Source organism: Agrobacterium sp. T29 (assembly GCF_006970545.1).
GTDB lineage: Bacteria > Pseudomonadota > Alphaproteobacteria > Rhizobiales > Rhizobiaceae > Agrobacterium > Agrobacterium leguminum.
The window spans coordinates 409142-426415 of record NZ_CP040642.1; the positions used below are offsets into that span (position 1 = coordinate 409142).

Annotated in this window: 18 protein-coding genes; 14 read left to right on the forward strand and 4 right to left on the reverse strand. The window is 55.1% G+C overall.

Going from position 1 to position 17274, the window contains the following annotated elements:
* Positions 1-86 precede the first annotated feature (86 nt).
* Positions 87-686, forward strand: coding sequence for a poly-gamma-glutamate hydrolase family protein (locus tag FGF54_RS26925; protein ID WP_142781939.1), 600 nt, complete (start codon positions 87-89; stop codon positions 684-686).
* An 88-nt stretch (positions 687-774) separates the two neighbouring features.
* Positions 775-2142, forward strand: a complete 1368-nt coding sequence (locus FGF54_RS26930) for a transposase (protein ID WP_246667057.1) — start codon at positions 775-777, stop codon at positions 2140-2142.
* A 222-nt stretch (positions 2143-2364) separates the two neighbouring features.
* Here the strand turns inward: FGF54_RS26930 and FGF54_RS26935 are convergent, their stop codons facing one another.
* Entirely contained in the window at positions 2365-3534 is a 1170-nt protein-coding gene (locus FGF54_RS26935; RefSeq protein ID WP_142781940.1) for an ATP-binding protein, read from the reverse strand.
* 232 nt (positions 3535-3766) lie between these two features.
* Between FGF54_RS26935 and FGF54_RS26940 the strand changes: the two genes are divergently transcribed.
* The 3 genes from FGF54_RS26940 to FGF54_RS26950 all read left to right on the forward strand — a co-directional run bounded on the left by FGF54_RS26940 (position 3767) and on the right by FGF54_RS26950 (position 8178).
* Positions 3767-6037 carry a P-loop NTPase fold protein gene (locus FGF54_RS26940; RefSeq protein ID WP_142781941.1) on the forward strand — a complete coding sequence of 757 codons (2271 nt, stop codon included), beginning with the start codon at positions 3767-3769 and terminating at the stop codon, positions 6035-6037.
* 113 nt (positions 6038-6150) lie between these two features.
* On the forward strand, positions 6151-6741 hold the full coding sequence (locus FGF54_RS26945; protein ID WP_142781942.1) for a hypothetical protein: 591 nt from the start codon (positions 6151-6153) through the stop codon (positions 6739-6741).
* Positions 6742-7227: 486 nt separating this feature from the next.
* The gene (locus FGF54_RS26950; protein WP_246667058.1) at positions 7228-8178 is read left to right on the forward strand and encodes a phytanoyl-CoA dioxygenase family protein; all 951 of its coding nucleotides are present in this window, start codon (positions 7228-7230) and stop codon (positions 8176-8178) included.
* 267 nt (positions 8179-8445) lie between these two features.
* Here FGF54_RS26950 and FGF54_RS26955 read toward each other — a convergent pair whose 3' ends face one another.
* The 3 genes from FGF54_RS26955 to FGF54_RS26965 form a co-directional block, all read right to left on the reverse strand.
* The gene (locus FGF54_RS26955) at positions 8446-9075 is read right to left on the reverse strand and encodes an RES family NAD+ phosphorylase (protein WP_142781943.1); all 630 of its coding nucleotides are present in this window, start codon (positions 9073-9075) and stop codon (positions 8446-8448) included.
* Positions 9072-9857, reverse strand: a complete 786-nt coding sequence (locus tag FGF54_RS26960; RefSeq protein WP_142781944.1) for a hypothetical protein — start codon at positions 9855-9857, stop codon at positions 9072-9074. The genes FGF54_RS26955 and FGF54_RS26960 overlap by 4 nt, the downstream gene beginning before the upstream one ends.
* 574 nt (positions 9858-10431) lie before the next feature.
* Positions 10432-10782: a MarR family transcriptional regulator gene (locus FGF54_RS26965; protein ID WP_080855390.1), complete on the reverse strand. Its 351-nt coding sequence runs from the start codon at positions 10780-10782 to the stop codon at positions 10432-10434.
* Between the two features lie 98 nt (positions 10783-10880).
* On the opposite strand from FGF54_RS26965, the gene FGF54_RS26970 reads away from it, so the two are divergent.
* The 9 genes from FGF54_RS26970 to FGF54_RS27010 are packed head-to-tail and all read left to right on the forward strand — an operon-like array spanning position 10881 to position 17273.
* Positions 10881-11420 (forward strand): hypothetical protein, encoded by a 540-nt coding sequence (locus tag FGF54_RS26970; protein ID WP_142781945.1) that lies wholly within the window; start codon positions 10881-10883, stop codon positions 11418-11420.
* A gap of 2 nt (positions 11421-11422) precedes the next feature.
* Entirely contained in the window at positions 11423-12088 is a 666-nt protein-coding gene (locus FGF54_RS26975; RefSeq protein WP_142781946.1) for a lytic transglycosylase domain-containing protein, read from the forward strand.
* The gene (locus FGF54_RS26980) at positions 12085-12384 is read left to right on the forward strand and encodes a TrbC/VirB2 family protein (protein ID WP_142781947.1); all 300 of its coding nucleotides are present in this window, start codon (positions 12085-12087) and stop codon (positions 12382-12384) included. The genes FGF54_RS26975 and FGF54_RS26980 overlap by 4 nt, the downstream gene beginning before the upstream one ends.
* A 6-nt stretch (positions 12385-12390) precedes the next feature.
* Positions 12391-12729: a type IV secretion system protein VirB3 gene (locus FGF54_RS26985; RefSeq protein WP_142781948.1), complete on the forward strand. Its 339-nt coding sequence runs from the start codon at positions 12391-12393 to the stop codon at positions 12727-12729.
* Complete coding sequence (locus FGF54_RS26990) at positions 12722-15088, forward strand: VirB4 family type IV secretion/conjugal transfer ATPase (protein WP_142781949.1); 2367 nt, start codon at positions 12722-12724, stop codon at positions 15086-15088. Before FGF54_RS26985 ends, FGF54_RS26990 begins: the two co-directional genes overlap by 8 nt.
* Complete coding sequence (virB5, locus tag FGF54_RS26995; protein WP_142781950.1) at positions 15085-15786, forward strand: P-type DNA transfer protein VirB5; 702 nt, start codon at positions 15085-15087, stop codon at positions 15784-15786. The genes FGF54_RS26990 and virB5 overlap by 4 nt, the downstream gene beginning before the upstream one ends.
* On the forward strand, positions 15783-16016 hold the full coding sequence (locus FGF54_RS27000; RefSeq protein ID WP_142781951.1) for an EexN family lipoprotein: 234 nt from the start codon (positions 15783-15785) through the stop codon (positions 16014-16016). Before virB5 ends, FGF54_RS27000 begins: the two co-directional genes overlap by 4 nt.
* A 3-nt stretch (positions 16017-16019) precedes the next feature.
* On the forward strand, positions 16020-16952 hold the full coding sequence (locus FGF54_RS27005) for a type IV secretion system protein (RefSeq protein ID WP_142781952.1): 933 nt from the start codon (positions 16020-16022) through the stop codon (positions 16950-16952).
* 39 nt (positions 16953-16991) lie between these two features.
* Positions 16992-17273 carry a hypothetical protein gene (locus tag FGF54_RS27010; RefSeq protein WP_142781953.1) on the forward strand — a complete coding sequence of 94 codons (282 nt, stop codon included), beginning with the start codon at positions 16992-16994 and terminating at the stop codon, positions 17271-17273.
* Position 17274: the final 1 nt, after the last annotated feature.

Below are 17274 nucleotides of genomic sequence, written 5' to 3' on the forward strand. Positions count from 1 at the left end.
GGTAGTAATGTGCTTCTCCCCACAACTATTTGTGACCCTTTGTTAGAAGGTCGGGCTGCGGCAACAGGGGGTCATACGGACTATCAATGAGCGATGATCGATTTGCTTCTTACCGCGAGCTTGAAGCGGTATATATGCCAGGTAAGCACTTCGACGTGTCAGTCAAAACTGGCGCTACCAAACCGTCCGTGCTGGTCATGGCGCCGCATGGGGGTAAAATCGAGATCCGCACTGCCGAGATCGCGTCCGCAACGGCAGCGCATGAATACTCGTGTTATCTGTTCCAGGCAAAGCTCCCCGCAAACAATCGAGTAGAAATGCATATTGCGTCCGAGGTCTATGACGTACCGGAGGCCTTAAATGCGGTGAAGACAGCTGATCTTGTGATCGCGCTGCACGGCCGACGAGACGGTGATGACACCAAAAGGACATGGATGGGTGGGTTAGACCGGGACCTATCCAAACACATCGGTGACATGCTCCAAAAATGGGGATTTCCTGTTCTATTCGCCCGCCCAAACTTCAAGGGCATACATCCCAACAACATTTGCAACCGGGGGACTACAAAGGCTGGGGTTCAGCTAGAGATCCCGTTGTCACTCCGCGAGGAATTCCGAAGAAGCCCCGAGCGCGAGGACACATTCGTCGCTTGCCTTAGAGAGGCCATCGCCTCGTTTCTCGGATGAAGCAACTAACGTCCGGCCGCGCCTCACGGTCATCAGCGATTTGCGTTCGAAACTTTATTCCGCTTGCCGCGAGGCTATGGGGGCTTGCTTGAGCCGTCTTCTTGAATTTCCACCTGACATGTATGAGCTCCACGAAGACGAGCCGCGGCTCTTTGGTCACAACAAGGACTTAAAGCGCTATGTCGAGCACTTAAAATCAGCCATGGGTCAAGCGGAATGGCGTGTACGGAGAGACGCCACTGCAAAGCGGTTTTACCAATCGCTTGTCGGCGAGAACCCGGAGCCTGCGGGTATGGGGAGATATTTCGACAATAGGGATTTGTTTGCCTGGTATCTTTTTCTTGGTGAAGCGTTCAACGATCATCCTCAAAACTACGAAGTGGTCTACGGGTGCAGAGTAATTCCGGTTCTGTCAGCTTTAGGACGAAATCTGGACAACTTGGAACGCGTGACTGGATATAGCGATCGGCTCCATCGACTAATATTTAAAGAGCGATCTCAGCCCAACGGCGGCCTGTTCGAGTTCTTGGTGGCAGCAAAGTATGTCAGCGAAGGATACGAGGTTGCTTTTCACCCCGAAAAGCCAGGACGTGGGCGCACGCACGATCTCGACGTTAAGCGCGGCGGGGATTGTTTCGCCATCGAATGCAAGCGAATGGAGTCAGGTCAATACCATGAGAAAGAACGAGCTGCGATGCGGGGCCTTTGGAAGCCAGCGTCTCAAGCTCTTGTTCGTACGGGTGGCTCCTATTGCTTTGACCTAACATTCAGAACAGAAGTCGAAACTATTCCCATCGACTACCTACGGCGAGTTGCGCTTAGGTTCATCGAACGTGATGCCGACAATGAGATAATTTACGACGACGTCTCTTACGGAACCTTGAGAAAATTGGACCTTGGTCCCCTTCAGTCGGCGCTCGCGGACTCTTCGTGGATGCACCCTGGGCCGAAATACAACAATCTTCTTCTCGGCTCCTATCGCCGATATGAAAGCCTGCTTCTAGCTCACAAAGTGAGATTTAGCCCGAACCCCCATTTTATCGATGCGATTGATCAGGCGGTCGCACTGAGGTGGGCCTGTGCTTCGGAAGCGGCAATCGATAAGAGGGCGCGTGACGTCATCGGCAAACTAGTTGAAGCGAATGATCAGCTCCCTGAAGGTGTCTCCGGTATCGTTCATATCGGGTTCGAAGCTCTCGGCGGTGATGCTGTTGAGCAGCGTCGCTTCGAGAAAATCAAGGCGAGTGTGTCGGCCTTCGATACCCGAGGAAAGCCACTAGACTACGTGTTCTGCCACTACTTTTCTCCCGAAGCGTCTATCGATGAGGCATGGGCAATTGACGAGACTACCCATTATCATAAGAAGCGACCGGGCCCCTTGCCACTTGGGCACCTTTCATTGGTAACGCCGCAAGATGTCCCTTTCGATGCTGGCGTTCACTGGCGCCGTTCTTGAGATTTTGGCTAACGTCCATCTTGTGACGATCGAACGTCCACCCTGTGGAATAATGGAAAGGTCATCAGTCGCATCCGGTTGCGGTCCCCGCACTTCTATTGAAGCGCGGATTACCAAATCACGCACGGTGACTAAGCATCTGAAAAAAATCATTTATCTGAAAGAACTAACGAGGCGACGGTTCGAGTCCTTTCAAGACCTTTCCGTTCACAAGTCGAAACATCAATCACTATCGGAGAAATCAACTTTGAACAGAGTCTCGAATTTCGTCCGAAGAGGTTCCGGAAGCGCCCTGTATTCATGCTCGCGCTGGGCGCTGCCCATCATGACGCCGAACACATGATGCAACTTGAAGGCCTCATCGATTGAGATATCGAGCAAAATTCGATATCCGTCCCAGTCGAATTCAATAGGATCAAAGAGCTGATTGTTGCGTAGAAGCCCTTTAATCGTGCGTTGTGAAAGCCGGAGGCCACTGCCGTCCACTGCGGCATTCACAAAGGCTTTGCTGTCTCGGCCGAACTGCTCAAACGATTTTGCTACCCGCTCGACCTTTTCACCGACATCATCTATGGCCCGTACAACAGGCGAACGGACCACCGAAGCACCCATATAGTCGGCAAGATAAAACATAGAGACTAGTCGACTATGCCGACCAGCCACTTCAAAAGTAGCGGTGATCTTTATCTCAGGCTCATTCGTCTCCTTTGACATTGAGTAAAACGAGTCGAGAATAAATACGTGTTCCACCGATGGGCGAAGTTGACGAAGGCCTCTCGCCGAAAGCTCCTCTATCCAATGGGGATTCAATGCGAAGTTGCTCTCGATCGATATCTTCAGGTGGTCAATAATATCGGATTCGGAAATATTTCGCACCTTGAAGGAGGCAAGCAGTCCTTCTGGAAAGAGGCTAATCTCTAGGGGTGATCCCCTACCTTTAGGGCGATTTCGGACGTCCTCAATTTCGTAGTGCTCCATCGGGTCACTGTGAGAGCCTCGGCGTTTGTAGTAGCGATTATCTTGCCCTTGATGCGGTGCGTCCTTACTGACATCAACGGAAATTACGTAATATTTCCCGCTACCGCCCTGTATCTCTTTTACAATAACGGTCTCAACCGCCGGGAACGTGCCGCTGTTGATGGCGCGATAAATCCAGTCCAATTTGGATTGTCCCTGCCAGCCGTCGTCGAGTGTAGTCTGACCGTCCTTCGCATCAATCCCTATAACAAAGGTCCCACCTGCTGAATTGGCGAAGGCGCTCACCCCTTTGCAAATCGGGCCGATTTCCCCTTTTGCTAGGATTTTTGAGCTTTTGTATTCGAGTCCGACACTCTCGGCAGGATTGTCCGCAAAGAAGCTCTCGAGATCTGTCAGCGAATTCAAATCGAGCACTTGACCCTCCCTATTTGATCGGCATTTCGGTAACCGTCAAAGCGTCATCCGGACGTCAATGCGATTATTAGCGAGTAAGGATATCTACCGTTTTCATCCTGTAGATACATATCTTCCCATTCAGGACAAGCTGCCGTAATTACGGAATTAAATCGAGCCCACTGAAATGAAGCACAGGTAACGGGCATAGGCTGGTCGCCGGGCTATACTCGGAATTCACGGAGGGTGATTTTTGGACATCGCAATTCGTAATTGGGCATCCGATCGCCTTGGGCGTCGAGCGTTCGCCGAGTCACTGGCTCAACAAATTTGGGCGATGGCAAATTTAAGCGAAGGATACGTCGTCGGCCTTGAAGCAGAGTGGGGTGCGGGGAAGAGCAGTGTCGTCAATATGACGCTACATCATCTTCTCCATTTGGATCTCAGTCATTCGTCTAGAGATCCTGCCTTTAACGGCGACAAAGGTGGGAAAGAAATTGCCGCAGACCTTGATGACTTAGCTGTGCATTATGACGCTATCCGAGAACTTCACGAGCAATTTGCCGATGTACCTTACTTGCATCCTGATCACTATCATCGAGCAATAGTGACTAGGGCTGAAAATGACGAGGTTATGCGAAAGCGGATTTATCGGTATTTCAGGCTGCGTATGAACGCGCACTTCAGGCCGCGTAATCTAGTCGTCCATTTCCGTCCTTGGCTCGTACCGGACACCGCTGCCCTGTCATCCGTTTTTCTTGATGAACTCACGAAATCCATTGGTCCGCTACTAGGATCTGATATCGAAGATGCGATGAAGAACTACACTGCCGTCGTCAAACGCTTGGCTCCCGTCGCCGGGGTTGCGGCTCACGCAGTAGTTCCTGGAAGCGGCAACGCCATACGGGACTTCGTCGCCTCCCTCGGAAACACCGCTGAGGCAACTTTGGAGTCACGAAAACTGAAGCTGGAGGCCTCGCTCAGAAAACTGCGAGGCCAGAAAATAATCGTGGTTATCGACGACTTGGACCGTTTAAGCCCGAAGGAAGCCACGGAGATGGTTGGGCTGGTGAAAAGCCTCGGCAATTTGCCGAACATCGTTTATCTGATGAGCTATGATCCAAAGGTACTGTGTAGGCATCTGCGCGGAGTCTTGCGACTTAATGCCGAAGAGTATTTGGAAAAAATCGTACAGTACCGAAGAAATCTGCCACTGCTGCCTGCTGATCGGCTCCTTACGCTACTTGATGATTGTCGAACTGAGCTTTTTGACAGCGCATCGCCGGAGCTACTGGATCGCGCTCGCGACGCGAACTTTTACGTTCTTCGGCAATTTATCCGGACCCCAAGAGATGCTGTCCGATGCGGCGATTGGGCAGTGCGGGCACATCGAATACTGAAAGATCAGACGGATCCCGTGGATCTTCTGATACTGGAAGTCCTCAATGCGAAGGATACCGTCCTTTATCAGTGGATCCGGCACCATCTCAGCGAACTCTGTAGTGGAGAGATGCCGAACAGGAACTCGCTCGAGCAAGCTCTTGAGGCTGACGGTATCGAAGTAACCGAGGAACGAAAGTATGCCCTCTCGCAGCTTTTTCCTGCGGCGTCGCAGGAGTTTCATCGGCCCGGCAATAACTCTTCGAATGATCGGCTGAGCAAGCGCCTTCGCGTCCGGGAGTATGCGGAGACATACTTTGAGCTTTCCGAACCTGCGACAGGTAGTGGGAAAGCGGAACTCAATCGTTTGTTTGCAGGCGAAGATCCCAAGATCGTAATGACACCGATCTTGGAACGTTCCAAAGTCAGTGATTATGGCAGCTCGATACGAGCGGAGCTACTCGATACGATCTGGGAGCATTTTTCACGTAATCCGATTACACGAGCGTGGGTCGGGGCGCTGACCGACCTTGGCCCAGAACTTATCGTTTTCAGAGACCGTGATACCGGTGATATCTTCGCGCCGGATAATCTGCGACGATTGACTGGTGCCATAGTATCGGGGCTCAGCCAGCTTAACATCGAAGACAAGGTCAACCTGATGAAGTTCATGCTAGCGCGATCCGAGGATCTTTCTCTGGTCGCATCGGTACTGAGGCGAATAGGATCGACCCGCGAGGGCAACCAAGACGGGGAGTATATGGGCTTGGAAAGCGTTCGCGAAGAACTCGTGAATAAGCTTGAGGTTGCTATAGCCAAAGACCGAGTTCTATCTTCGGCGTATCCAGCCCATGTAGTGTTCTTGGCATCAGAGATTCTTGGTCCACATATTATCCGAGAGCACTTGAACAGAGCACTCCGGCTAAACCGCTACTTCCCTGCGATAGCTCAGACGCTTCTAAATGAAGGTAATTCATCGGACCGCGGCCAATTTTATTCACTTATGAGCAATATGTCCGATTTCGCGGACAGTGACCTGTTCATTCAAGTGGCGCGTGACCTACTAGGTGACCGAGGGGACGAGGGGATCTGGGCTAAACGAACAATCGATGCGTTGTTAAGGAGCCGTAACGGAGAAGACTAATAACGTAACCCGAGATGGTGGTAGGCGTCGCCACTATCGCACGATCGGTTGCTGGCAGTGAGGACCCAAGCTGATTCAGCTCGGGCAGACTTTTTAAACAAGAGGAACTTACGTTGAAAATTATGTCTGTCACTCTGATGGGAATTTGCCTTGCAGGTTCGGCGCAGGCACAAAATGTCGATTTTGACCTCTTCGACGTCCGCATTGGGGACACCCCCGCCATGGCCTCAAAGACATTGGCTACGAAAGGTTTTGAGCCAAAGAGTGAGCTACGCGGACCGAGCTTCGAGGAAAGATTAGGGGTAAGACGCAAAGAAATAAATGAGTTCGAGGCCAGAGGTGCAATCAAGGAATTGCAGTTGTCTCGCAATGCAGACAAGGTCACGCTATATTTCACGGCGTGGCCTGACGGAGAAAAAGTCAGCAGTGTATTTTATCACCCGAACATGACCTACGAAGACTGCCCACAGTTTGTTACCTCTGCCAAAGAGAAATATAAGCAGGGCATAGAATATTCCGGCGCGTGGATTGATAGGCCTATTAAGAAAAAAGGAATCTCAACAGGACAATCTCCGGAAACAGTCTCAGTGGAAGTCCGTTGTACTAGAGGCAGTCGATACCTAACTATGTCTTTGTTTTCGCCACAAACAATTCAGAGCCAGATGCTGGATAAGGTTGATTTGAAACCTAAGAACGATTTCTAGCTTAGCTCACTCTGTGCAAAATCCCTGAAGTTCAGCTGATAATTCGACCCCAGGGCGCTCTGCTATATAGGGCAGGGGGCCAGAGGTGCGGGTTAAGGATGTACGGGGCCAACATGCGGGCGGCTACCTCGGCAGCTCTCACGGAAGTTGCAAAGAAGTCTGGTCCGATTAATGGTATCGGAGGAAATAATATGAGCTACGTACAGCGTCGCGAGTTCAACATGTTACGGACGTGGATTTGTGGGTCGCTGGTTCGATTCCGCTCAAGAGCCGCAGTTTCTCGTCTGAAGACGACAGAGGCGATTTTGCTAAAAACACCGATGGCCGTCTCGAAACGGATTATCTGCGGATCACGCTCAGTTTGGCACTGGCAGACGCGCATATCTGTTGTCATCCGTTATTTCTGCTGCTTTGCAGCATTACATATGTGTGACTAATTTGATGTCGCTTGGGGGGTAATTGCATCAATAATTACGAGGATTTTCGATGCCGACCTCTCCCGATCTGGAAGCCGTTGCCCGCCGTGGCGGCAAATTTCAGCGTATGGCAGCGCGCATACCGACCTATCTAACGGATTTCCGGGAGAACCCGGCCTGGTTACCCATGTTCATGCTGGCCCGGACGATGCCGTTTCGCAAGGTCCACTGGCTCACAGCCCGTGCTGTACGTGGTTCCACGGAAACGACTTCCTCGATGTTCGGGAACCTGAGACCGGAAATCATCGCCGACGAATTGCGTCGAACGGGAATTTTTAACGGCTTGTCCCTGCCACCCGATGTCCAACGAGAGCTGTCCAGTTTTGGTCGTGAAACGCCTTGCTTCGGAAATTTTGAACGGAAACTTGAATTTTTTCCCGCAGAACACCCTGAGGCTGAACGGCATTTCGGACGTACGATCCTGAGCGGGCATCATTTCGAAAGAGTGATGGGTTGCAGTGCCGCATTGGCTGTCCAGCAGGACCCGTTGCTCATCGCGATAGCCAGACACTATCTCGGTGGGGAAGCCAAACTGATCACGACGCGGACGTGGTGGAGCTTTCCAACGAAAGCAGCGTCAGAAGCGGATCTGAGCCGTGCGTCCTTCAAGTATCATTTCGATCTTGATGACTGGCGTATGCTGAAGTTCTTTTTTTATCTGTCGGACGTGAATAAGGACAGCGGCCCTCACGTCTATGTTCGCGGTAGCCATAATCGTCGCCGTTTGAAGCATCAACTCACGCTTCTTGTGGGGCATCCTGCAGAGGAAGTGCTGGAGTATTACGGCTCGGAAAATGTTGTCGAGTTGACAGGTAAAGCCGGGACCGGCTTCGTTGAAGATCCGTTCGGATTTCATATGGGAACTCCGGCAAAGACAACCCCGCGCCTGATGATGGAGGTGGGCTTCGGCGTTTCGAAACCGTCAAAGCGGCGGTATCATGGTGAACCCATCGTCCGGTAGTTCATCACCTAGAAACCGGCGCATGCTGAGTAGCCGGGGATAAAAGAAGAGGGCTCATACTCGGGGCCTCTACGCCGGTTGGTTTGCAAATCTTGTTCCGACCCCAACTTCGGTAAAAAGACGGCCAGCTTGTGTGGGAAAGGTCAGCGACGATGGATTTCGCACGGCGAAAACCCATTTCAATTCGCAACAACGCGACGGCAAGGGACAAGAACTATTGTCGAACGAGTGAAACGACATTTTTCCGGGTGCCGGCGGACAAGGAAATTATAGCACGAGGGTAATATCAACGCGGGTGGCAAACGCGGCGACCTGCCGCATTTCTCCAACATCCGAATAGATCGGGACATTGCTGATCTCGAGCATCTCGGTCTCTGCGACTCGATCTCCGAACAGGAGCACTGCTTGCTGTGGATCACACCGTTTAGACGTCCAGATCAGGCCATGCGCGTCCGGCCTGCTTTGATGAATAGCCAATGCCCACTGAGCAGTGATGTGATAGTCAGCGGCCGTCGTATCGATGAGGTCTGCCCTGCGGATGCCCCATTTGGCGAGATCAGGTGCGAACAGGGGTATCAGAGCAAGATCACGCTTCAACTCGACGACGGAATGGGCAAGCGGCTTGATATTGTCGACACCAACGGTTTTGTGCGGTTCGTCGATCGGTACATCATGAAAGATCGTCTCGTGAACCGAGCATTCGTAATCGGTCGCGAGATATTGCGTTGGGATAGGATCGCTGCCCAGGAATAGCGGCGCAAAGCGGCTGGGGCGACCCTTTCCAGGATTGAAAGAGCAGCTTCCGAAACGCTGATCATGGACTCTGTGAAACCTCGTCCCCGCCTTGATCTCGTGTGAGTTCGAGGCGGGGAAGGGGGAGGGAGGTGCGGAAATCATCCGGCGATATTTTCCGCCTCACGGGCTGCCGCCGACACCACCACATCTCCGTCTTTCAGGACGTCAACCGGACGCTTGCCGGCAAGCCATCCATTCGGGGAGGTAAACCAGAATGCCAATTGCCAGCCGGACTTTTTCTCACCAAGCAGGGCGAGCACTCTGGCAACGGTTTCAATTGGCTGCCCTTCCTCGAACTGGAAGGCCGGAAAATACTCGACGCCGCCATGCCTGATCGAGAAGACCTTGCCCTTCATCTTCCATCGCGAGGCGGTCATGCTCTTGTTCTTGGAACCATGTCCGGCCACTTCCGCCAGATCCTTGCTGGTAAAGCTTGGCCACTCCCCAAAAAAACGCGCTCTCGCCTTCGCATTGCTGTCATACAGCAGCCTCTCGACGTCGGCATTGGGAGGCGTGCGCATATAGACCGAAACCAGCGCGTCGATCGCGTCATCGGTCAGCTTGCTTTGCCGGGCTTCGACGATGGCCGGGACATGCTCGACGATATCACGGATGGTTTCCCGAACCGCCTGGTTTGGGGTGTCGACCAGCACGACCATCATGTCATCGACATCTGTTTCCGGCGTCGAGTGCATCGCACTCGCCATCGCCTTGCGCAGTTTCGCGCCGATGGAAGACGCACGCTGTTTTCCTGTCAGCTTACGCTTCAGCAGGGGGCCACCGGCGTCCGAGGCTTTCCCGTCGGAAGCAGAATCCATCTCGACCTGTAGCGCGTGAGCGAATTCAGCGCCATCATAGACGCGAAGACCATTGGTGGCAGCCATCTCGATGCTCCGGGATATTTCGGTTACTTGTCGTATTATAACCTATATCACCGAAGGCTTGTTTTCAAGTGCGACCCCATTTGAGTCGGCAGGGGGGAGAACGCCACAGCAAAAAAATAGGGCCACTGGTTAACCAGGGCCCTGTAAGATGTGAAGGTCAATAACCTCCAGAGGGGAACAGCTGATACGATGGCACTGGGAGAGGCCATCAAGTGTATCAACTGTGTTCTAAATGCCTGTTATGTGTGCAATGCGCAATCATTTATTGTGCATTGCAGCTATGCGATAGACAAAACGTGTACTTGCGCCTCTTGATAAAGCCTTCCACCGATTGCGTCGTGACCGCGGCAGGGAAACTCAGGCTTTTTCACCGATTTCCTTCTGAGAGAACGCTATCATCCTTTAGCGTAGATCGCGAAGTTTGCTCGTCATCGACTTCGCCGAGGCCTGATTTGTACGAGAGGTCCCTCTTCCCCGAGAATAGCTGCTCTGGGTGCCGGTACTTCGGAGGGATTTGATTCGCGTCAATATCGGATTGTGTCGCAAAAAAGTTAGTTTATCCGCGAAGTCGTAATCAGCTTTCGAAGGTGCTCAGCTTTTTCAGGAGGTCTTCGGATATCTCGAACTGACGCGCGGTTCCCCGCCCCATCGAATTCGTCCCCATGGTTTCATTCAGCATGCCCCGCTTGACGAGGAGATCGACAGTCTCCTTTGCGCCGCTCCGCGTGAGCGCAGTAATTTCAACGATATTGGAAAGGGTTAGCTTCTGATGGGCCTGGCTCATCGTGTAGAGGATCGTCATCATGCCGATCTCTTTCAGCCGCGCCTGCGGTGTTTCGTCTTCCAATGGATGATCGAGGATCTCGTGGAGGATCAGCCCGGAGAAGGCAAGGTTGTGCAATTGTGTCTTGAGCGCCCTTGTCATGTTATTTAACTGTGTTATAAAAGTTAGTAAAATTGCGTTGCGTCCTCGTCGGACATTGTTGCCGTAGCGCGCTGTCGTTGTTTCGGAGGGGCAAGTCCATGAAAAACCTTCTGCTGAATAGCCTGCTGTCTGTTTCCTTGATGCTGCCATACTATCTGATTTCCGACAGCAATGCGCGTGCCGATGACTGGGGATGTCAGGTTATTCTGTGCCTTTCCAATCCCGGCGGGCCAACCCAGTATGCGGAATGCCGGCCACCGATCCAGAAACTCTGGCGCGCCCTTGCCAAGGGGCATTCGTTTCCGACCTGCAGCGGCGTCGGGTTTCGTAGTTCCCAGCCCGGCTATGAGCCATATTATTGCAATGAAGGTGATCGGCTTTCGGGCAGTTACGGACCTCGTGGTCAACAGGCGACCTGTGTTTCGACCACGCTCCAGCGCGTGAGCTCTTCGCTTTGCTCTTCCGGTCGCGACAACTCAGGCGACGATTCCGGCTCTGTCCTGTCGGCACGATGGCAGCGCCAGGACGGCCGGCTCCAGTGCATGGGTTATCCGATCACGCGCCCCAACCTGCGATCGCAGCCGCACTATATCGACGTGACCATCGATGGCGTCGGTAAGCAGCGCGTCTGGTACTGAGCATGGGCGCCACATTCGTCGATATCGCGCAAAATTGCGCGCCAATGGTCCAGGTGGAAACGCTGGCCGCAGTCGTTAGCCTGGAAAGCATGTTCCTTCCCTTCAATATTCGCGTCAATAGCGGTATGCCGCTTCCCGCGCAGCCTGCAAGCAAAGCGGAGGCGATCGAGCTGGCGACGTCCCTGATCGCCGACCACCAGGATATCCAGATCGGGCTTGGCGGGATCGGTTTCGAGGAGCTTCGGAAGTTGAACCTTTCCGTTTCCGACGCCTTTGATCCGTGCCGGAACCTCAAGGCGACCGCCACGCTTCTCGATGGCTATTACCGTCTCGCCTTGCGTTTCGGTGCTGATTCCGCCCGGGCCGAAACGGTGATGCTCCAGTCCTGGTACGGGCGGGATGACCCTTCGGTCGGAGAAATGGTCCGGTATGACGAGCAGGTGCGGAAGGAGGCAAAACGGCTTTCTCCGAAGCTCGCGTCGCTCGCGATTGGCGGGTCGCTTGATCGCGCGGATACCCCGGAGGAACAGGCTCAAGATCAATTGGCCCTGCCAGTCCCCAAACAAGTCGCCCAAACCGAAGAAACCGCATCATGGGACGTGTTCAGTTCCAGACGGCACTCTTCAGTTCTCGTTTTCCAGAATAAACGATCGGAGCAGAGTGAATGATCTCCAGAAGCAGCCTTCGTCCTCTTGCCGCCTCCATGCTCATGGCCATCGCTATTGTCGCCTGCCTCGTCGAACCGGCCTTTGCCCAGTCCGCCGGCATCGAAACCGTGTTGCAGAACATCGTCACCATGCTCACCGGCAATATCGCCCGCCTGCTGGCGATCATTGCCGTGATCATCATCTGCATTGCCTGGATGTTCGGCTACATGGATCTGAGAAAGGCCGGCTTTTGGATCATCGGTATCGGCGGCATTTTCGGGGCCACCGAACTGGTCAACACCATCGTCGGCGGCTGATCATCAATGGCGAGCACTCCCGTCCTTGAGGAAGACACGCTGTTCCTGGCCTGCACTCGACCGGCCATGATCGCCGGCGTGACCATGGAAGCGATGGGCATCAACATCATGCTGACCACCATCCTCTATATCACCGCGGGATCGATTGCCTATGCGCTTGTCGGCATCATCTTCCACCTCGTGTTTCGGGCGCTCGTCAAGCACGACCACAACATGTTCCGTATCTTGCTTGCCTGGATCGAGACCCGCGGCCGCTCCCGCAACGCGGCCTATTGGGGTGGCGCGACACTCTCACCGTTGAAGCTTGTTCGCCGCTACGACGAAAGGGATTTTAGCCTTGCCTAGTCTTGCGACGTTACGGTCCCGCGAACTCGGGCCGGAGACCTTCATCCCCTATGTGCGTCATGTCGACGAGACCACCATCGCGCTCGAGTCCCGCGCGCTGATGACCGTGCTCGTACTCGAAGGTGTTTCCTTCGAGACCGCCGATATTCTGGATCTCAACGGTCTGCATCGCGGCCTCAATACCCTCTATCGCAATATCGCCGACGAGCGGCTGGCGCTCTGGACGCATGTCATCCGCCGGCGTGACAACGACTATCCCGACGGGCGCTTCGCCAATCGTTTTTCCGATGGTCTCAATGCCAGATACCGCGAGCGGATGGTGCGTGAGGACCTTTTCTGCAACGATCTCTATCTCACTCTTGTCTGGTCTCCGAGCCGCGATCCCGCCGAAAAGGCAGCCAATCTCCTCTCTCGCCTGCGCAAGGCACGCCGATCCGGCATGGAGCTGGACGAAGCGGCACTCAAGCACCTGCAGGACAAGGTGATCGACGTCACCGCCGGGCTGAAGCGCTTCGCACCCCGTATCCTGTCGCTCCATGAGCGCGACGGGATACTGTTCTCGGAGCCGAGCGAGTTTCTCCACCAGCTTGTCGGTGGGCGCCGTGAGCCTTTGCCCCTGACGGAGGGGCTGATCTCATCGGCGATCTATTCGGATCGCGTGATCTTCGGCCGTGAGACGGTGGAAATTCGACATGAGGCGGAAACCCGTTATGCCGGCATGTTCGGCTTCAAGGACTATCCGGCAACCACTCGCAGCGGCATGCTTGACGGTATCCTGACCGCGCCGTTCGAACTCGTCCTGACGCAATCCTTCGCCTTCACGTCCAAGGCGGATGCCCGCACGATCATGGGACGCAAGCAAAACCAGATGGTCAGCGCCGCCGACAAGGCCGCCTCGCAGATCGAGGAGCTCAACGAGGCGATGGACGATCTCGAATCCAACCGCTTCGTGATGGGCGAGCATCACCTCGGCCTCGCGGTCTTTGCACCGACCGTCAAGGAACTGACAGACCATATGGCGAAGGCACGCGCGCATCTGACCAGTGGCGGCGCGGTTGTCGCCCGCGAGGATCTTGGGCTCGAGGCCGCATGGTGGGCGCAACTGCCGGGTAATCTTCGCTATCGCGCGCGCTCGGGTGCGATCACCTCTCGCAATTTTGCGGCACTTTCTCCCTATCATTCCTACCCGACCGGCCAGAAGGACGGCAATGAATGGGGACCGGCGGTCGCCATGTTGAAAACCGCTTCCGGTTCGCCGTTTTATTTCAATTTCCATCACAGCGATCTCGGCAACACCTTTGTCTGCGGCCCATCGGGTGCCGGCAAGACGGTGCTCCTCAACTTTATGCTCTCACAGCTCGAGAAGCATGATCCGCATATGGTCTTCTTCGACAAGGACCGGGGCGCCGACCTGTTCGTTCGCGCCGCCGGCGGCACCTATCTGCCGCTCAGGAACGGCGTGCCGACCGGCTGCGCGCCGCTGAAGGCGCTTGATCTGACGCCAGAGAACAGGATATTTCTCGCTCGCTGGATCGGCAAGCTGGCGGGAGCGGCGACACGGGAACTGAATGTCAGCGAGCTGCGCGATATCGCCTCAGCCGTTGACGGTCTGGCGGACCTTCCCGTCGAACGCCGCTCCATCGGCGCCCTGCGCACCTTCCTCAACAATACCGATCCAGAAGGCATTGCCTCGCGGCTGCGGCGATGGGAGAAGGGAGGACCGCTCGGCTGGGTCTTCGACAACGATCTGGACGACATCGGGATCGGCGCCAGGTTCATCGGCTACGACATGACCGACTTCCTCGACAATGAGGAGATCCGCGCGCCGCTGATGGGCTATTTGTTCTATCGTGTCGAGCAATTGATCGATGGCCGCCGGATCATCATCGTCATCGACGAGTCTTGGCGCGTGCTGGAGGAGGAAGAATTCCTCGCTCTTGCCCAGAACAAGCTGAAAACCTTTCGCAAGCAAAACGGGCTGATGGTGTTTTCCACTCAAAGCCCGCGTGACGCGATCAAATCACCGATCGCCCATACGATCATCGAACAGTGCCCGACGCAGATTTTTCTGCCCAACCCGCGCGGCGATCGCGCCGACTATGTCGAGGGCTTTAAGCTAACCGAACGCGAATTCGAATTGATCTCACGCGAGCTCTCGCCCGAAAGCCGGCGCTTCATCGTCAAGCAGGGCCACAACAGTGTGGTTGCCGAGCTGAACCTCAACGGTTTCGACGACGAGCTGGCGATCCTGTCGGGCCGTACGGCGAATGTGGAACTGGCGGACGCCATCCGCGCCGAACTCGGAGAGGGACACCAGGACTGGTTGACCGTGTTCCAGCAAAGAAGGAGGACATCATGATCCGTAACGGCAGGACAGGGCTCTTCCTGGCAACCGTCACGCTGCTGGCGTCGGTCGGTCTCGCGAATGCTCAGGGCATTCCCGTTACCGACCAGGCGGCGATCGCCAAACAGATCGAGAGCATCGCCCAGCTCAAGTCCCAGCTTGATGCGCTGAACCAGCAGCTACAGCAGGCGCAGCAGCTCTACGGCTCGCTGAACAAAATCACCAACATGGCCGATGTCGCCAGCCTGCTAAACGACTCCTCGATCCGCAAGGCGCTCCCGCAAAACTTCAATGCCATCGAAAGCCTGTTCAAGGGATCCGGCAGCGGCGTGTTCGGCGACTCCGCTTCTAAATTCCTCGAAGGCAATTCCACCTACCGCACCGATGCCAACGACTTTTACGCGCAGGAACTCTCACGCGTCCAGAACAAGAACGCCGGACAATTAAGTCTCGGCCAGCAGATCTATGACGCCGCCACCAAGCGCATCGACGGCATCGATGAACTTCGTCAGAAGATTTCCAGTGCTGCCGATGCCAAGGATATCGCCGATCTGCAGGCCCGTCTGCAGGCTGAAACCGCCTTCCTGCAAACCGATGTCCTTCGCATGCAGGGCCTGCAGATGTTCCAGCAGGCGCAGGTGCAGGTCGATGAGCAGCGCAAGGCCGAAGACTGGCGCCAGCGCATGGATACCATGGGAGCGGCGCTCAAATGAGATGGTTCGTGTCTGGTGCGGTGCTGCTTCTTCTGACCGCCTGCTCCCCCGAGAATAAGAAGGTCTACACGGTCGATGAACTTGTCGCCGACGAGGCCTTGCTGACCAAAGTCATCGGTGAATGCCGCAACAATCCGGGCGAACTCCACGATACGCCCAATTGCCGCAATGCCGAAGCCGCCGATGGCAGGCTCCGCCTTGAACGCATGCGCAAGTCGCTCGGAGGCTGAGCCATGTATGAGGTGTTCAGTTTCGTCGACGGTCAGTTCAAGACGCCGCTCGAAAACTTCATTTCCACCGGCACCTCGAACATCGCCAATTGGGTTGCCGGCCCGCTGACGGCGGCGCTGACACTCTATGTCGTGCTCTACGGTTATCTGGTACTCCGCGGCTCGGTGCAGGAGCCGATCCTCGAATTCGCCTTCCGGGCGATGAAGCTCGCCATCATCGTTATGCTGGTAAGGAACGCCAGCGATTACCAGACCTACGTCACCAACATCTTCTTCGATACCCTGCCAAAGGAGATTTCGCAGGCGTTGAATTCCGGGACAGCGCCGAGCGCATCGACCTTTGACAGCCTGCTCGATAAGGGCCAGAAGTGCGCCTACGAAATATGGTCCCGGGCCTCCTGGCCGGTCGACATCGTAACCGGCGTTGGCGGTATGCTGGTGATCGGCGCGAGCTTCCTCGTCGCGGCGATCGGCTATATCGTATCGCTTTATGCCCGTCTGGCGCTCGCCATCATTCTGGCGATTGGTCCGATCTTCATCGCACTCGCCATGTTCCAGTCGACGCGCCGGTTCACCGAATCCTGGATTGGTCAGCTCGCGAACTTCGTCATCCTGCAGGTGCTGGTCGTGGCGATCGGCTCGCTGTTGATCACCTGCATCGACACGACCTTTACCGCAATCGAGGGCTATAGCGACGTCCTGATGCGGCCGATAGCGCTCTGCGCCATCTGCATCGCCGCTCTCTATGTCTTCTACCAACTACCCGGCATTGCCTCGGCGCTCGCCGCCGGCGGCGCATCGCTGACCTACGGTTATGGCGCGGCGCGGGACGCGCATGAAAGCACGCTCGCCTGGGCCGCCTCGCACTCGGTCAGGGCGGTTGGCCGCGGAACACGCGCCGTTGGCCGCCGGCTCACTCCTAACCGGGCGGAATGACCGCCTCGATATCAAGGACATTGGACAGGTTACTTTTAGATGATCCGTATCCTCTTGCCGCTTTTGCTGAGCGCCAGTCTTTCCGGTTGCGCCTCGATTTCCTACCCGCTGCCCAAATGTGATGGCTATTCCAGACGTCCGCTGAACCGCTCCATGTGGCAGTGGGAGGACAAGGAAAAGCTGCAGAAGCCTGCCAGCGAAAACGCTCAGAACCCGGTAAGCCTTGGGGTGCCTTACGCCGAAGAACCGGTTTCCGTGACGCCGGCAGCGTTTGCACATTTCGATGTCGCAGACTCCTACCGGCCATGCGAGGGCAACTGAG

Excerpts from the sequence above, each read along its gene's own strand:
- FGF54_RS27000 (WP_142781951.1), top strand. The coding sequence starts at position 15,783 with ATGAGATGGTTCGTGTCTGGTGCGGTGCTGCTTCTTCTGACCGCCTGC.
- FGF54_RS26955 (WP_142781943.1), bottom strand. The coding sequence starts at position 9,075 with ATGATTTCCGCACCTCCCTCCCCCTTCCCCGCCTCGAACTCACACGAG.
- FGF54_RS26950 (WP_246667058.1), top strand. The coding sequence starts at position 7,228 with ATGCCGACCTCTCCCGATCTGGAAGCCGTTGCCCGCCGTGGCGGCAAA.
- FGF54_RS26960 (WP_142781944.1), bottom strand. The coding sequence starts at position 9,857 with ATGGCTGCCACCAATGGTCTTCGCGTCTATGATGGCGCTGAATTCGCT.
- FGF54_RS26980 (WP_142781947.1), top strand. The coding sequence starts at position 12,085 with ATGATCTCCAGAAGCAGCCTTCGTCCTCTTGCCGCCTCCATGCTCATG.
- FGF54_RS27005 (WP_142781952.1), top strand. The coding sequence starts at position 16,020 with ATGTATGAGGTGTTCAGTTTCGTCGACGGTCAGTTCAAGACGCCGCTC.
- FGF54_RS27010 (WP_142781953.1), top strand. The coding sequence starts at position 16,992 with ATGATCCGTATCCTCTTGCCGCTTTTGCTGAGCGCCAGTCTTTCCGGT.
- FGF54_RS26925 (WP_142781939.1), top strand. The coding sequence starts at position 87 with ATGAGCGATGATCGATTTGCTTCTTACCGCGAGCTTGAAGCGGTATAT.
- FGF54_RS26985 (WP_142781948.1), top strand. The coding sequence starts at position 12,391 with ATGGCGAGCACTCCCGTCCTTGAGGAAGACACGCTGTTCCTGGCCTGC.
- FGF54_RS26965 (WP_080855390.1), bottom strand. The coding sequence starts at position 10,782 with ATGACAAGGGCGCTCAAGACACAATTGCACAACCTTGCCTTCTCCGGG.
- virB5 (WP_142781950.1), top strand. The coding sequence starts at position 15,085 with ATGATCCGTAACGGCAGGACAGGGCTCTTCCTGGCAACCGTCACGCTG.
- FGF54_RS26975 (WP_142781946.1), top strand. The coding sequence starts at position 11,423 with ATGGGCGCCACATTCGTCGATATCGCGCAAAATTGCGCGCCAATGGTC.
- FGF54_RS26970 (WP_142781945.1), top strand. The coding sequence starts at position 10,881 with ATGAAAAACCTTCTGCTGAATAGCCTGCTGTCTGTTTCCTTGATGCTG.